The 15,998-nt window shown below is 38.6% G+C and carries 15 protein-coding genes and 1 tRNA gene; 6 read left to right on the top strand and 10 right to left on the bottom strand.

What is annotated here, in order from left to right:
* Positions 1 to 37 precede the first annotated feature (37 nt).
* From folE to KIV10_RS03975, 3 genes are all read right to left on the bottom strand, one after another.
* Positions 38 to 715, bottom strand: coding sequence for a GTP cyclohydrolase I FolE (gene folE / locus KIV10_RS03985; protein ID WP_214112211.1), 678 nt, complete (start codon positions 713 to 715; stop codon positions 38 to 40).
* Positions 716 to 806: 91 nt separating this feature from the next.
* Complete coding sequence (locus KIV10_RS03980) at positions 807 to 2,327, bottom strand: OmpP1/FadL family transporter (RefSeq protein ID WP_214112210.1); 1,521 nt, start codon at positions 2,325 to 2,327, stop codon at positions 807 to 809.
* A gap of 40 nt (positions 2,328 to 2,367) precedes the next feature.
* On the bottom strand, positions 2,368 to 3,432 hold the full coding sequence (locus KIV10_RS03975; RefSeq protein WP_214112209.1) for a hypothetical protein: 1,065 nt from the start codon (positions 3,430 to 3,432) through the stop codon (positions 2,368 to 2,370).
* A 102-nt stretch (positions 3,433 to 3,534) separates the two neighbouring features.
* On the opposite strand from KIV10_RS03975, the gene proS reads away from it, so the two are divergent.
* The 3 genes from proS (at position 3,535) to rpsT (ending at position 5,439) form a co-directional block, all read left to right on the top strand.
* Positions 3,535 to 5,010, top strand: coding sequence for a proline--tRNA ligase (gene proS, locus KIV10_RS03970; protein WP_214112208.1), 1,476 nt, complete (start codon positions 3,535 to 3,537; stop codon positions 5,008 to 5,010).
* 78 nt (positions 5,011 to 5,088) lie between these two features.
* A tRNA-Glu gene (locus tag KIV10_RS03965) sits at positions 5,089 to 5,160 on the top strand.
* A 27-nt stretch (positions 5,161 to 5,187) separates the two neighbouring features.
* A complete protein-coding gene (rpsT, locus tag KIV10_RS03960) occupies positions 5,188 to 5,439 on the top strand; it encodes a 30S ribosomal protein S20 (protein ID WP_214112207.1) in 252 nt (83 codons plus the stop codon).
* A gap of 64 nt (positions 5,440 to 5,503) precedes the next feature.
* On the opposite strand, the gene coaD is transcribed toward rpsT, so the two are convergent.
* The 3 genes from coaD to surE form a co-directional block, all read right to left on the bottom strand.
* Entirely contained in the window at positions 5,504 to 5,956 is a 453-nt protein-coding gene (gene coaD, locus KIV10_RS03955; RefSeq protein WP_214112206.1) for a pantetheine-phosphate adenylyltransferase, read from the bottom strand.
* 64 nt (positions 5,957 to 6,020) lie between these two features.
* Complete coding sequence (locus KIV10_RS03950; RefSeq protein WP_214112205.1) at positions 6,021 to 6,308, bottom strand: hypothetical protein; 288 nt, start codon at positions 6,306 to 6,308, stop codon at positions 6,021 to 6,023.
* Between the two features lie 9 nt (positions 6,309 to 6,317).
* The gene (gene surE / locus KIV10_RS03945) at positions 6,318 to 7,094 is read right to left on the bottom strand and encodes a 5'/3'-nucleotidase SurE (RefSeq protein ID WP_214112204.1); all 777 of its coding nucleotides are present in this window, start codon (positions 7,092 to 7,094) and stop codon (positions 6,318 to 6,320) included.
* 174 nt (positions 7,095 to 7,268) lie between these two features.
* On the opposite strand from surE, the gene KIV10_RS03940 reads away from it, so the two are divergent.
* From KIV10_RS03940 to KIV10_RS03930, 3 genes are read left to right on the top strand one after another with little or no spacing between them, the layout of a single operon-like run.
* Positions 7,269 to 9,461, top strand: a complete 2,193-nt coding sequence (locus KIV10_RS03940; RefSeq protein ID WP_214112203.1) for a carboxy terminal-processing peptidase — start codon at positions 7,269 to 7,271, stop codon at positions 9,459 to 9,461.
* Between the two features lie 29 nt (positions 9,462 to 9,490).
* Positions 9,491 to 10,597, top strand: coding sequence for an ABC transporter permease (locus tag KIV10_RS03935; RefSeq protein ID WP_214112202.1), 1,107 nt, complete (start codon positions 9,491 to 9,493; stop codon positions 10,595 to 10,597).
* A 2-nt stretch (positions 10,598 to 10,599) separates the two neighbouring features.
* A complete protein-coding gene (locus KIV10_RS03930) occupies positions 10,600 to 11,418 on the top strand; it encodes a DNA/RNA non-specific endonuclease (protein WP_214112201.1) in 819 nt (272 codons plus the stop codon).
* A 22-nt stretch (positions 11,419 to 11,440) separates the two neighbouring features.
* On the opposite strand, the gene rodA is transcribed toward KIV10_RS03930, so the two are convergent.
* The 4 genes from rodA to mreC are packed head-to-tail and all read right to left on the bottom strand — an operon-like array spanning position 11,441 to position 15,888.
* Positions 11,441 to 12,697, bottom strand: coding sequence for a rod shape-determining protein RodA (gene rodA / locus KIV10_RS03925; protein ID WP_214112200.1), 1,257 nt, complete (start codon positions 12,695 to 12,697; stop codon positions 11,441 to 11,443).
* On the bottom strand, positions 12,697 to 14,565 hold the full coding sequence (mrdA, locus tag KIV10_RS03920; protein WP_214112199.1) for a penicillin-binding protein 2: 1,869 nt from the start codon (positions 14,563 to 14,565) through the stop codon (positions 12,697 to 12,699). Before mrdA ends, rodA begins: the two co-directional genes overlap by 1 nt.
* Positions 14,562 to 15,071: a rod shape-determining protein MreD gene (locus KIV10_RS03915; protein WP_214112198.1), complete on the bottom strand. Its 510-nt coding sequence runs from the start codon at positions 15,069 to 15,071 to the stop codon at positions 14,562 to 14,564. Before KIV10_RS03915 ends, mrdA begins: the two co-directional genes overlap by 4 nt.
* Positions 15,058 to 15,888 carry a rod shape-determining protein MreC gene (gene mreC / locus KIV10_RS03910; protein ID WP_214112197.1) on the bottom strand — a complete coding sequence of 277 codons (831 nt, stop codon included), beginning with the start codon at positions 15,886 to 15,888 and terminating at the stop codon, positions 15,058 to 15,060. The genes KIV10_RS03915 and mreC overlap by 14 nt, the downstream gene beginning before the upstream one ends.
* Positions 15,889 to 15,998: the final 110 nt, after the last annotated feature.

Genomic DNA, 15,998 nt, shown 5'->3' with positions numbered 1-15,998 from the left:
GAATTGGTTTTATGCGGAACCGTTCTATTTAGAACTATTAAAATTGAGTGTCAAATTTTATGTAGTCCAGAAATTCCCTTCGTTTCTCAGAATTTTTAAAAGCGCCACCAAATTCGCTAGTAACCGTACTACTGTCAATATCGCGGATACCTCTGGAGTTTACGCATAGGTGTTTGGCATCTATAACGCATGCAACATCTTCTGTTTTAAGTACTTTTTGAAGTTCTTGAACAATTTGCATAGTTAAGCGTTCCTGGACTTGAGGTCTTTTTGCATAGTAATCCACAATGCGGTTCATTTTTGAAAGTCCTACGACCGTTCCATTGCTGATGTAAGCAATATGGGCCTTTCCAACGATAGGAAGAAGGTGGTGCTCGCACGTAGAATATAATGTGATGTTTTTTTCCACCAGCATCTCATTGTACTTGTATTTGTTTTCAAAAACGGAAGATTTTGGCTTTCTTTCGGGATGTAGCCCTCCAAAAATTTCCTGTACAAACATTTTTGCCACGCGATTAGGTGTTCCTTTTAGGCTGTCGTCGTTGAGATCCAAACCTAAAGTCTGCATGATATTTTGAACATCTTCTTTTATGCTCGCTATTTTTTCGATATCACTTAATTCAAAAGCATCGGGGCGCAAAGGTGTTTCTGCAGAAGAGCTAATATGGTCATCGCTGTTATCCTCCATTGCTCTTAATTGTTTTTCTAAATCCATGAAAATGTTTCTAAATCTAAAATATGGGCAGCAAAGATACGTAATAGCAAGTTGTTAAAGAAAGTGGGGGGTTATAATTCTATACTAATAATTAAAAATTGAAAATGAGTGAGGCAATAAAATTTGAATATACAGTGTTAATTTTCGTCGAATCTGTAAGTCCTATAGAGTAAAGTTGTTGATTTCTCTCTTGCTCTGATCTTGAATAGGCTAAATCGAAGGAATAATCACCAAAATTGTATCCTGTTCCCAATGAGAAGCCGATTAGATTGCTTAGTATATCTTCGTTCTGATAAGGACTTTGTTCGTAATGAAAGCCGCCACGTAAGCTAATTTGATTTATTCGGTATTCTCCTCCTGCTTTAAAGGTTGAAGCTCCTTGAAGAGAATTCTGGATAATGGTATTTTGATCTGAAAAAAATGTATTATTGGAGGGTCTGAATTCAATTTGAGAATAATCCTTGTACGAATAATCGAAACTTATAAGTCCGGATTTACCAAAAATATATGCACCGCTGGCCGTGACTTTACCTGGAGTCTTCAACGTATAATCTTCAAACACATTAATAACGTTTGGATTGATAATTTCTAATATTTGTTGCCCGTCTTTTGTGCGCTGCGTTTCCAAATATTGAGTGGTTTCCTCAGAAATTTGGTACCACGTGGGCGTATCTAAACTCAAGCCAACACGAAATTCATCTGAGATTTTGGCAATTCCTCCAATCTGCGCGGAAAATCCTGCGCCATAAACGGCAAGATTATTTTGAAAGGCAATATTATTTACGGTACTTCCCAAATTGCTGTTATCCTCGAGCAATAAAGTACTTCTTTGAAAATCGATAGTATGAGTGTTTAGGTTTACACCGATATAAAATTTATCGGTGATTTGAGCCCCAAAATTTATGGAGAATTTCCCATTATATCCTTCCGATAATAGTACATAGTCCTGATTGAAAGAGCCATTGGCAACGTTTGAAACATAGGCAGAATTATTAGGATTATCTGCATCTACTGGGTCGAAAATAAATCCTTGGTATCCCAATAATGCATTTTGAGCAGCTGTTCCTTGGGTTTGTCCCAAAAAATCGTATAATTCAGATATTGATTCATTTTGTTGGGTTACCAAAAGATTTAATGGAATCCCTTGAGCCTGCTGAACGAAGAAATTTGAAATGGAATTATTTCCAGAGCCTGAGATGTACAATCTATTATCAAAATTTCTATATATATTATAGTTCACACCAACGGTAAATTTTTTCCAAATAGATTCCTCATTAAAATTATCAAATACAAAGACCCCTCCAGCCTGATTTAGATTGATATCATCCGAAAAACTTTTATTTCTGTTGTTGAAGTAGGTTGAATTATTTTCAACATCAAATAAAGAAGCTGAAAGTGTAACATTCGAATTTAAAAAAACAGCACTTCCAGCAGGATTTATGGACATTGCGGAAAGGTCTCCGCCCAGGGCTCCCATAGCTCCGCTTAACGCTGTGAACCTAGCGGTACCAACATTTTGTTCCGTAGAATATCTAAGCGCATCACCAATGCCTTGAGCGTTTATAAAAAATATGTTTCCTATGATGAGAAATAGGAATGAAAACTTCTTCATTAATTATAATATTTAAAATTGTGAATGTTGCGGTTAAATCTTACCCGCGGCCTCTACCGCCTCCGCCAGAGCGTCCACCGCTGGATCTTCCACCCCCACCACGCATCGAACCAGAGCTGCTTCTTGATGGAGAGGAAAAATTACTGCTTCTGCTTCGAGTATTTTGCGTAGGTGAAGAATAATTATTACTTCGCGTAGAACGTGAATTTCTTATGCTTCTATTGTTTGAATTGTTTCGTACCGAATTGTTGGAACGCACAGATCTCGTATTATTTCCGAATGAAGATCTTGAATTTCTGTAAGTGCTATTTGCGCGTACGTTATTGCGATTTATCCGTCGGCTTGCTTCGGACCTTGAGTATGAATTTCTTGTAGAAGCGTTGCTGGATCGGCCTCTATCGGTTCTATTGTATGAAGTTCTTCCATAGTCTGTGTTTCTTCTTCCTCTATTATAGGAAACTCCGTTGTAATTTCCATTGTAATAATTATTATAATAGCCTCCATAACCATAATATCCGCCATAAAATGGATGTCCCCAACCACCCCAGCCGTAGCCGTAAAAACCTCCATAGAAAGGATATCCCCATCCATAGTTTACGCCCCAGAAAGGTGAGTAGTATCCATAATAGCCGCCCCAGCCACCGAAATATGGGTTGCCCCAGAATCCAAGTCCGCCGAAACCAGCGTATCCGCCCCATCCGCCGTTGTCATAAATATTCACTACAACGTTATCGCTATTGCTTCCCCAGGGGCCGTATGCATCATCGTAGTCGTTTTCCTCAATTACAATATACCCATCCTCATCAATGGATTCTGTGGTGGAATATGCTTCAATGTCCGTAAAGATTGCACCCTCTTCGGGTAAATCATTATACATATTTGTTTTGGATTGAAAATATTGCTTGTAATAATTTGATTTACCTTCCTCACCTTCATTATCATAATCATCATCTATTGTTTCATAAGAATTATTGCGAGAAGAATAAATTCCATCATTATCGTTATAACCATCTTTGTAAGTTCCGCAGGAGAGTAAAAATAAGGAAACACAACCAGCCATAAACAGGGGCAATTTGCGTTTTATATCGAGAGTTTGAGTAAACATATACGTGGTATTTTAATTGTTGAACTTCATAAAAATAATTAGTTTTGCTGAATCTAACTAATCCTTTAACAGAGACACAACATTTGTGCCAAATACATAGCTATGGCAAAGAATTTAACCCCTCGAGCGGAAGATTATTCCAAATGGTATAATGAATTGGTTATTAAGGCAGATCTCGCTGAAAATTCCGGGGTGCGAGGTTGTATGGTCATAAAACCGTATGGTTACGCAATTTGGGAAAGAATGCAAGCCGAGCTTGATAGAATGTTCAAAGAAACTGGGCACCAAAATGCCTATTTTCCACTTTTTATACCAAAATCTTATTTTAGCAAAGAAGCAAGCCATGTAGATGGTTTTGCGAAGGAATGCGCCGTAGTAACGCATTATAGGTTAAAAAATGCGGAAGATGGTAGCGGAATCGTGGTGGATCCTGAGGCTAAACTCGAAGAAGAGCTAATTGTACGCCCAACTTCAGAAACAATTATTTGGGATACTTACAGAAAATGGATACAATCTTATCGTGATTTGCCTTTACTAATTAATCAATGGGCCAATGTGGTAAGATGGGAAATGCGCACAAGACTATTCTTGAGGACTGCTGAATTTTTATGGCAGGAAGGTCATACTGCCCACGCCACAAAAGATGAAGCTGTAGCAGAAGCAGAGCAGATGATGAACGTATATGCAGACTTTGTTGAAAATTTTATGGCTATTCCAGTTGTAAAAGGAACCAAAACAGAAAGCGAGCGTTTCGCTGGGGCTCTGGAAACCTATTGCATCGAAGCATTGATGCAGGATGGAAAAGCTCTTCAAGCGGGTACTTCACATTTTTTGGGGCAAAATTTCGCTAAGGCTTTTGATGTGAAATTTACTTCAAAAGAAGGAAAATTGGATTATGTTTGGGCCACATCCTGGGGGGTTTCAACTAGGCTTATGGGTGCTCTTGTAATGACACATAGTGATGATAATGGTCTTGTTTTGCCCCCAAACTTGGCGCCTGATCAATTGGTTATCGTGCCTATCTACAGGAATGAAGAGGAATTTGATGGCGTGGACGCTATTGCCAAAAATTTGATGAAACAACTTCGGTCGAAAGGTGTGCGGGTTAAATACGACAATCGCGATACGCAGAAGCCAGGTTGGAAATTTAATGAGTATGAATTGAAAGGAGTTCCATTGCGTATAGCAATTGGGCCGAAAGACGTTGAAAAAGGCACAGTGGAGCTCGCCAGAAGGGATACATTCCAAAAAGAATTTATAAGCCACGACAAGGTGGTGAATACTGTAGAATCATTATTGGGTGAAATTCAAGAAAACCTTTATAAAAAGGCTATTTCCCATAGAATTGAAAATACTTCGGAGGTAACTTCATATGACGAATTCAAAAAAGTATTGGATACTAAGGGAGGCTTTATCTTGGCACACTGGGATGGTACTTCAGCTACCGAGGAAATGGTAAAAAACGACACAAAAGCAACCATTCGGTGTATTCCTTTGGATGGAGATACACAGCCCGGCACGTGCATTTTTACAGGAAAACCTTCTCAAAGAAAAGTGCTTTTTGCTAGGGCGTATTAATTTTTTTAAAAAAAGTTATTTTGGATTTGTGTCATTCAAAAATAGTTGTATTTTTGCATCCGCATTAAAAAACAAAATGGTCCGTTCGTCTAGGGGTTAGGACGCCAGGTTTTCATCCTGGTAACAGGGGTTCGATTCCCCTACGGACTACAAGATTTAGAAATAAACAATAATACAATGGCAAATCACAAGTCAGCATTAAAAAGAATTAGAAGCAATGAGGCAAAACGTTTACGTAACCGTTACCAGCACAAAACTGCACGTAACGCTATGAAAAAGTTTCAAGAGCTTACTGATAAAAAAGAAGCGGAAACTATGTTTCCAAGTGTTGTTTCAATGATTGACAAATTGGCCAAGAAAAACATTATTCATTCAAACAAGGCTTCAAACCTTAAATCGAATATGGCAAAGCACGTTGCAGCGCTTTAATTGAAGCGACTAAAGTTTATAAAAAAATCCTCTCAATTTTGAGAGGTTTTTTTTTGCCCTAAATTTATTTTTTTACCGATGATGGAACTAAACTTATATAGTTACCATCATTGCGCATAATGTCCCTAACAATGGTTGAGGAAATATTTGAAACTTCTGGGGAACATATCAAAAATAATGTCTCTACGGATGCCATTTTATAATTTGTCTGGGCAATGGGTTGTTCATAATTTAAATCCGTTGTATTTCGAAGTCCGCGGATTATAAATTGTGCTTTCTCCAAAATACAGAAGTTTGCCGTAAGCCCCGTGTAACTTTTTACCTTGATTCTATTTTCATTCCTGAAAGTATTCTGGATGAATTTAATGCGTTGCTCTAAGGTAAACATGGTTTTTTTATCTGCATTCACCCCAATTGCAATAATAAGCTCGTCAAAAAGCGGAAGCGCACGTTCAATAATATCTACGTGGCCCATAGTGATGGGATCAAAAGTTCCGGGAAATACTGCGCGTTTCATCTATCTTTTTTTAGATATTAAATTACCAAGTTACTTGACTTTAAACTAAATGCCATTAATTTTTTCAATAAAATTTTGAAACCAAAATAATTAACGCGGCAATCACCGTAGCCAAAACTACTCCTCGAGCTCTGTAATATTGATGTTTTCTTATAAACACGAAAAAGGCCAAAAAGTTGAGTATAGCTCCCAGCGCAATTAAACTTCCTAAAAAATCATTTTCCAAGGCAGCCTGCAATGTAGCCTCAATGCTCGCCTTTGAGAAAAAATAAATATACAGATAGATGCCAGCGATATTTGCCGCCAAACCTATCAATAAACCTATTAAAATTTCCTTTCCCTGTGGTTTCATACAACTATCTTATAAATCCCAAGAATTCAAATCCTTAATAGCGTGATGCGCCGTTAGGTCAAATTGTACGGGTACTACGGAAACAAATCCATGTTGCAGCGCCCACTCATCAGTATCCTCACCTTTGTCCTCGTTAACAAATTCTCCCGTGAGCCAATAATAGTCACGTCCCAATGGATTTGTCCTTTTGTCGAATTTTTCCTCCCAATGCGCATTTGCCTGTCGACAGACTTTAGCACCTTTTATCTCTTTAGCCGGCAGTTTCGGGATATTTACATTTAAAACAACGCCTTTCGGAAGACCATTTTTCAATGTTTGCTCAGCAATAAGCTTTACATATTTCTTTGCGGGAGAAAAATCTGCCTCAAGCGAATAGTCCAAAAGCGAAAATCCTATGGACGGAATACCAAGCGTACCTGCCTCAACGGCCGCACTCATGGTTCCACTGTAAATCACGTTTATGGAAGAATTGCTGCCGTGGTTGATACCGCTTACACATAAATCTGGTTTTCGCTTTAAAATTTCATTGACCGCAAGTTTTACGCAATCAACCGGCGTTCCACTACAGCTGTATTCCGTATGTGGATCATCATTTATCACTTTTATACTATTGCAATAGAGTGTATCATTAATAGTAATCGCATGGCCCATTCCGCTTTGGGGCGAGTCCGGGGCCACCACCAGCACATCTCCTATTTTATTCATCACCTCAATCAAAGTCCTTATGCCCGGAGCGTTTATTCCATCATCATTGGTTACGAGGATAAGCGGTTTTTTTTTCGCCATTTTTTTATTTTTGAATGAAAACAAAAATACATTTATTAATCTTCAAACTACAACTATCCATAGCCATTTACCTGAAAATCTGTTTAACAAAAAATTAGTACCGCTTATCCTTCGTGGCACGGTTTTTTGTATAATTTAGAGCATTTAATATAATATTTTACTTCTATGCGGATAATGAAAAAGAATTTTAAAGTTTTATTCCTTGCGGTTTTTGTTGCAGTAGCGTCCTGCAGTTTCACTACAAAGGAATTTAACGACCCAGATAAAGACAAACTCCTACTCGATTTAATAGCTTATGTTTTAGAAAAGGGCCACTATGACCCTAAAGATTTGAATGATGAATTTTCTGCAGAAGTTTATAAGGATTTCATCAATGGATTAGATCCTTTGAAGCGTTATTTTTTAGCTTCGGATATTGAAGAATTCAGCAAATACAAAACTAAGATTGATGACCAAATCAAAAATAAGGAATTGACATTTTTTGATTTGGTATATTCCCGTTTTCAAGATAGAATGGAGGATGTGAAAAAAATATATCCCGAGGTGCTCTCGCAGCCATTCGATTACAATATTCAAGAATCTATTGATGTGGATTATGATAATCTAGAATACTCCAAGAATAGGGATGAATTGAAAGCACGATGGAAGCAACAGTTGAAGTTTACGGCACTCTCTAGCTACTACGATTCTGTTGAAGAACAAAAAAATAGAGAGAAAGGAGTTTCAGATAAAAATACAGATGAAGACAAACAAGAAAGTTCTTCGGAAAAGCAAAAAAAGGACGAACCTTTCGAAGCAAAATCATTGAGCGAGCTTGAGGAAAAATCCCGTGAGACTACAAAAAATTCACTGGATGAATATTTCGATTTCACTAAAGACCTTCAGCGTCAAGATTATTTTGCAATTTATCTGAATACCATTGTCGAGGAATTTGATCCGCACACCAATTACTTCGCACCGCCTGATAAAGAAAGATTTGATTTGAGAATGAGTGGAAAATTGGAAGGAATAGGAGCAAGACTTCAGAAAAAAAATGACTACATCACTGTAATTGAAATCATAAGCGGTGGTCCAGCGTGGCGCAGTGAAAAAATCGAGGTTGGCGATGCAATCTTAAAAGTAAAACAAGAAGACGAAAAAGATGCGGTAAGCATTGTGGGCATGCGAATTGATGATGCGGTGAAGCTCATTAAAGGGCCAAAGGGAACCAAAGTTACGCTTACCATTAAAAATGTGGATGGTACTATTTCAGACAAAACCTTGGTTCGGGATGTGGTTGAGCTTGAAGAAACTTATGCCAAATCATCTTTGATAGAAACCGATGAACGTAAATTTGGATTGATCAATCTTCCGCAGTTCTATTTTGATATGGAAGATTACAAAAACAGAAACGCTGCAACAGACGTTAAAAAAGAAATTGAACGTCTTAAAGCAGAAGGGATGGAAGGATTAGTGCTGGATCTTCGCGATAACGGTGGTGGTTCTTTGCGCACGGCTGTAGATATTGCTGGGCTTTTTATAAAAAAAGGTCCCGTAGTACAGGTGGGCTCTTTTGATGGAAATAAAGAAGTGCTTGAGGATAAAGATCCGGAAATTGTTTGGGACGGTCCTTTGGTTATTTTAGTAAATGAGCTTTCCGCGTCGGCTTCAGAGATTTTAGCTGCTGCTATGCAGGATTATAAACGTGCAATTATACTGGGAAGCAAACAGACCTACGGTAAAGGTACAGTTCAAAATGTGATTGATCTAAACCAATGGCTGCGTCAAAATGATTTGGGCGATATGGGTGCCTTAAAAATTACCTCCCAAAAATTTTATCGCGTGAACGGTGGTTCTACCCAACTTGAAGGTGTAAAAAGTGATGTGGTTATGCCAGACAGATACAGCTATATAGATGTGGGCGAACGTGATTATGATAATCCACTGCCATACGATAAAATTGATGCGGCAAAATATGATGTGTGGGATGGGTATATAGATTATGAGGAGACCATCCAAAAAAGTAAGGAGCGAATGGCAAAAAATGAAGATTTGCAATTGATTGACGAAAATGCCAAATGGATAAAATTGCGCCGGGATGAGAAAACCGTCAATCTTAATTATGATGCTTACAGTGCAGATATTGCAGCCCGCAAAAAAGAAAGTGAAAGATTTGAATCTATTGATAGTTATGATAACAAATTGAGCTTTAATTCATTGCCGTACGAAACTGCATTGATGAAAAAGGACACAACACTTTCTGAAAAGCGAAAAAGATGGCATAAAAACCTAAGTAAAGATATATATGTGGAAGAAGCCGTGCACGTGCTCGAAGATTTAAAACTGAATAACATCAAGCAGAAAAAAGTAGCCGATATCAAAAATTGATAACTGCATATTTTTAGTAAATTTGAAGTGTGAAAAAATCCACTTCATTAACCAAAATTGCGCTCCAAAAGTTTAAAAAAAACATTTGGGGCGTTTTTAGTTTTGCTTTTTTGGTCATGTGCGTATTTTTGGCTGTTTTTGCATATGCTTTGGCGCCAGATGATTCTGAAAATGCCAACCAAATGCATTTGTCAATCCATTCCAAGAATCCAGGGTTTCGGGTGCAGATGCTTACGATTCCTGCGAAGGTTGAGGATCAAAATGTTGTTACGGCTTTTTTCTTTGGAAAAAAAAATGCGGATACTGAAATCCCGATTTCAAAATATTCCATCAAAAATAATGGCATCGAAATAACGGAATATATGCAAGATGAAACGGCCGGTCTTCAAAAGGAGTACAGTCTTTCGCAGTTCCCCGATTTGCAACACGCAAGTGAAATCCCCGATAACTATATTTCAGAAAGAAAATTCCTTTTGGGAACCGATAAGTATGGACGCGATCTTTTAAGCCGAATGCTTATTGGTATCCGTATTTCGCTTGCAATAGGTTTTATAGCTGTTTTAATCTCCCTACTTATAGGTATTACAATGGGTGCCATTGGCGGATATTTTGGTGGAAAAATTGATGCCGCCATTATGTGGATCATCAATGTAACTTGGTCCATCCCCACATTGCTTTTGGTAATTGCAATAACACTTGCGCTGGGCAAAGGATTTTGGCAGGTATTTATCGCTGTAGGCCTCACGATGTGGGTAGAAGTGGCACGCGTGGTACGCGGACAGGTTATGGGCGTGAAGCAGATGCAATACGTAACTGCGGCTCGGGCGCTGGGATTTAATGATTTCAGAATAGTTACAAAGCATATTTTGCCCAATAGTCTGGCTCCGGTTATCATCATTTCTGCAGCAAATTTTGCCAGTGCAATTTTAATTGAAAGTGGACTGAGTTTTCTGGGCATTGGCGCGCAACCGCCCGTTCCCAGTTGGGGCGGCATCATTAAGGACCATTATGCCTATATTATTTTGGGAAAACCCTACTTGGCGCTTATCCCCGGTTTGGCAATTATGAGTTTGGTGACCGCGTTTATGCTCATAGGAAATGCGCTGCGAGACGCGCTGGATGTGCGAAACTCTTAATTATGAATCGAAAATTTATTTATCCACTTGTGATAATTCTTGTTACGGTTGCATTTTATTATACTGAAGATTTTTTGGACGAAAATAATTCGGAAGAAGTTAGGTCAGAAATTTCTGTTCTATCAAAAAATACTTCGGCTGAAATCGAAAATTTTTATCTGCCTGCTGCAACTGGCGAAATAATTAAGCATAAATTTTATACACTTTCATATTCCGAAGAAAATGAACAAGCATCGTGGGTGGCGTATAAATTGACCAAATCCCATCTATCAAAAAACAATTTCAAGCGGCCGTATTTTAATGAAGATAAGTTGGTGAAAACCAAATCCGCAGATTGGAGAAATTATAAAAATTCTGGCTATGACCGCGGACATCTATGTCCTGCAGGAGACCGAATTTTTTCTCTTGAAGCTTACACCGAAACGTTTTTAACCAGTAACATAAGCCCGCAGGACCGTGAATTCAATGCTGGAATTTGGAATCGGCTAGAACAGAAAGTGCGAAGTTGGACCAAAAAATATGATAGTGTTTACATATTTACTGGCGGTGTTTTGCGTAAAAATCTAAAAACCATTGGTTCCGAAAAAGTTACTGTGCCGGAGGAATTTTTCAAAATTATTCTACACGTTTCAGATAGCGGGTACAAAACCATATCTTTTGTTATTCCGAATAAAAAATCGAGTGAATCATTCTACAAATACGCTGTGTCAATCGATGAAATTGAAGCAAAAACTGGAATCGATTTTTTTCCGAAGTTGCCTGATTCTATTGAAAATGTATTGGAAAATACTATAGAATTAAAAAGTTGGAGAAAGAAGTAATGTTGCCGAAATCTGAAATTTTTTACGAATAGTGATAATTTGATCCGTCCAATTTCACAAAAATGAAAAGTAGAATCGTGAATCCCCATAGCGCGGAACCTCCATAACTAAAAAATGGCAACGGTATTCCCACGGTGGGAAAAATACCGGTAACCATCCCGATATTCACGAAAAAGTGGAGAAATAAAATTGCGGCAACGCTGTAACCATACACACGGCCAAACTGCGATTTTTGTCTTTCAGATAAAATTATAATACGAGTAATCAACCCCACAAACAATAAAATAACAACCATACTTCCCACAAAACCCCATTCTTCGCCCACGGTACTGAAAATGTAATCGGTATGCTGTTCTGGCACAAAATTTCCTTTGGTTTGGGTGCCTTCGGTCCATCCTTTTCCGAACCATCCGCCGTTACCTATGGCAATTTCGCTTTGGTTTGTATTGTAGCCTATTCCACGCGCATCCACTTCTTTCCCCAAAACAATATTAAAACGGTCACGATGGCGTTGTTCAAAAACGTTGTTGAAAATGTAACTCACCGAAAAAGCGAACCCAATACAAACCGTGGCCAAAAGAATGTATTTTATGACATTGGGACGTTTTTTTCTATTTCTGAAAAATAAAATACCCGCAATCAAAAGAACACCGATAGTTACTCCCACTGCACCAAAGGCCAATGTTGAAACAAAAAGAACGGTTGCGAAGAGTCCCAATAACAGATAAACACCGTGCAGCCCTTCCCGGTAAAGTGGGAAAACGAAAGCGGCATACACCAGTGCGCTTCCGGGATCCGGCTGCGGAATTATAAAAAGGGCAGGCAGCGCGAGAATAAGAAAGGCACCAATCTGGTTTTTGATTTCTTTCATATCTGTTTGGATATCGCTCACATACTTTGCCAAAGCCAGCGCAGTAGCTGCTTTCGCAAATTCACTGGGCTGAAGTCCAAAACTTCCAAAACTGTACCACGAGGTGGCCCCGGAAATATTCTTTCCAAAAACGAACAGACCCAAAAGTGAAACCAGCGAGACAATATAGATAACACTGGCAAAACGTTCGTAAAATTTTGATTCAATGGCGAGGACGAAAATGATGAGGATAACACTTAGGCAAATGAAGAGAAATTGACGGGCGTAAATTTGTTCAAAATCAAAAAAACCCTGGGCAGAATCACTCAAAGATGCGGAATAAATGTTCATCCAACCCATGGCTACCAAGGCAATGTAGATGGAAACCAAAATCCAATCAAAACGGACAAAATTTTTGGGACTTGCCATTATTTATTTATGGTAAATGGAAGCCCGCTGTAAGGCTTGGCGTATTCGTTTTCAAGGCTTCCTTCCAAAACAAATTTTTCCATGTCTTTTCGGGTAATTTCACCTTTTAAATATTTTTCAATCATAAGTCCGGCAATTCGTCCCGCCCAACGCGAACCCCAATAACCGTTTTCTACAAAAACTGCAATGGCGATTTTTGGATTGTCCTTGGGTGCAAATGCTACAAAAATAGAATGATCCGTAAGTTGAACGCGCTTTCCGTCAATCTTGGTAAAATTTTCTGCGGTTCCTGTTTTTCCGCAAATTTCAATCCCCGGAATTTGAATGGATGCCGCTGTCCCCCGTTGATATACTTGGTGCATTCCATCCACAACAGGTTCAAAATGCTTGGCATCCACAGTGGTGTAATGCTTTTCTTTAAATTTCTTCGGAATGGTGTCCGGCCCAATAATGTTTTTTATGATGTGTGGCGTGTAGTAATAGCCACGGTTGGCAATGGTCGCTGTAAAATTCGCCATCTGCATCGGGGTCAATAAAACTTCACCTTGCCCAATAGCATTTGAAATTGTGGCTGTAGCATACCATTTATATTCCGGAAATTTATAGGCTCTGTTATAATATTTTGAATTTGGGATATAACCGCGTTTCCCACTGGGAAGGTCATAACCCAGAAAATCGCCAAGCCCAAAACTGGAAAGATGTGCATTCCAATGGTCAATCCCCTCCTGTGGTGTCGCATATTTTTCGATACTTCTTCTGTAAACGGTACAAAAGTAAGCATTACAGCTATTGGCTATTCCGCCAAGCATGGCAAGGGGAGAAGGGTGGTGGTGGCAACCCAATTTTCTTCTGCCTCCATAATTATAGCCACCGTGACAAGCTACGGTTTCTTTTAAATCGATAACATCTTCCTGCAGACCAATTAAACCAGTAAGTGTTTTAAATGGAGAGCCCGGAGGATATTCGCCTTGCAAAACACGATCATATAATGGTTTCGCAATAGTATCATAGTACAATTTTGTGAAGTTTTTGGAACGGTCGCGTCCCACCAACAGTGCGGGATCATAACTGGGTGCGGTCACCAAGGTCAAGATTTCACCAGTGGAAGGCTCAATAGCCACAATGCCCCCACGTTTATTTACCATTAATTCCTCACCGTATTGCTGAAGAATTGCATCAATGGTTAGCGTTACGTCGCTTCCGCGTTCCGGCAACGTATCAAAAATTCCTTCTTTGTAAGGGCCAATGTCCCGATTGAATCTATCTTTCTGAATATATTTTACACCCTTTACGCCGCGCAAAACTTCTTCGTATTCTTTTTCAACCCCGGCGGTGCCAATTAATTCTCCCATTTGGTAATACGGATTTTTTTCAATAATGGCATTATTTACCTCGGCAATGTACCCCATTACGTTTGCTGAATGGTTTACCTGGTATTCACGTAACGAACGCCGTTGTATATAAAAGCCAGTGTATTTGTACATTTTTTCAGAAAGCGAAGCATAATCGGCTTTGTTCAACTGTGGAATTACAACCGATGGAAGCCGCGGCGAATAGGTTCGCGCCTTTTCCATGATATTCAAAAAATCCTGTTTTGTAATTTTTAGAAGAGCACAAAATTCCAAAGTATCCAAGGGTTTCACATCTCTTGGAATAACCATCACATCATAAGAAGGTTGGTTCGAGACTAAAAGTTTGCCATTTCTATCAAACATATAGCCGCGTTGGGGATAGTCATAAAGAACCTTTATAGCGTTGTTTTCTGATAATGCTTGCGAAGAAGCATCAATAACCTGAAGATAGAAAAGCCGCGCCGAAAATACCACGCCGCTGAAGAGCACCAATGCTATCAAAACTATCTTTCTCATTGCGTCTTTCGGTTAAATAAAATTAAGGTACATAATATAACAATTGTGGTAAATATGCCCGAAAATAGTGTGGATTTTAACAGCAACAGCATGTGGTTAAAACTGAAAATTTCTAAAAAAAACATTATAAAATGATGCATAAAAACCATCGCGGCTATATAAACCAATCTTTCCAGCGGATCAGCTTTCTTTATTTTTATAGTGTTGTATTCATAACTTACACCAAAGGAATATTTTAAGACCACAGGCCGGGCATAGGCTATAAATGCACAGGCCGCGGCGTGTACGCCTCCGGAATCCTCAAAAATATCAATAGAGAGACCGAGTAAGAAACTCAAAAATATGAGTAGGGTCTTATTGCCGTCCAAAGGATAGAGAAGGATAAATAAAAGATAGAGATACGGGTTGATATACCCCAAAAAATTGATGTTGTTAAGCACAAGTGCCTGCAAGAAAACCAGCACTATAAAACGTACGATATTTATCAACACATCATTGTTCTGCATCTTCCACTCCTTTTTCCAAATCTATTATCTCCCGCGCATCGTTGTTTTTTATTAAATATACGTGCTCGAGGCTTGTCATATCATTGAACAAATCAATATTCACGTAGTAATAATTGTCATCTTCATCCAGCCGAAAATCCCTAATAGTTCCGATTAAAATTCCCTCGGGAAATATGGTGGAGCGGCCTCCGGTAATAATGGTATCACCCTTTTCCAATTTTGCGAGCCTGGGAATATCCACCAATTGCGCAATATTTGGATCCTTTGTATTCCAAACCAATGAACCAAAATGACTGGATTTTTTCAACTTCGCATTAATTCTACTTTTTGTGTTCAATATAGATTGTACGGTTGCATATTTATTCGAAACATCGCTAACAATCCCTACCAATCCTTTGGAGGAAATTACTCCCAAATCAATGGATATACTATCGCGCTCGCCCTTGTCCAATGTGAGTTGATTTTTCGTTTTGGCGTAATTATTATTGATTACGCGTGCCGTAAAATATTCAAATTTATTTGCGACCAATGTTGTGTCAAGCTCAGGTCCGGACGCGTTTTTTTTTAATTTTTCAAGTTCCTGCCGCAGCATTACGTTTTCTTCCTGTAGGAGTTCGTTTTCTCTTCCTAAAGAAAAATAATCGGTCACATTATTTTTGAACGTAAAAATTCCGCCCGTGATGTAATTGGCAGAACTTATATATTTATTGTTGTGGTAGTTATGCGTTTGAATGGTAAGCCCAAGCGAAATAACAAACAATACGGCAAACAGCAGGAAATTTTTATTCCGAATGAAAAAAAATATAATCTGCTGCATTGCTCGTTTGGGGTTATAGTATTCTCGTTTCTTGTGTTTGCAACGCCATTAAAGGGTAATGTTATTTCCGAAAAAATTAAATTGAAAGAATTTTCTAAATTTCCCTTCCA

It is taken from the genome of Aequorivita echinoideorum (assembly GCF_018476645.1).
GTDB classification, from domain to species: domain Bacteria; phylum Bacteroidota; class Bacteroidia; order Flavobacteriales; family Flavobacteriaceae; genus Aequorivita; species Aequorivita echinoideorum.
The sequence above is the reverse complement of the archived record's forward strand: the minus strand, read 5'-3'. Positions and strand labels throughout refer to the sequence as shown.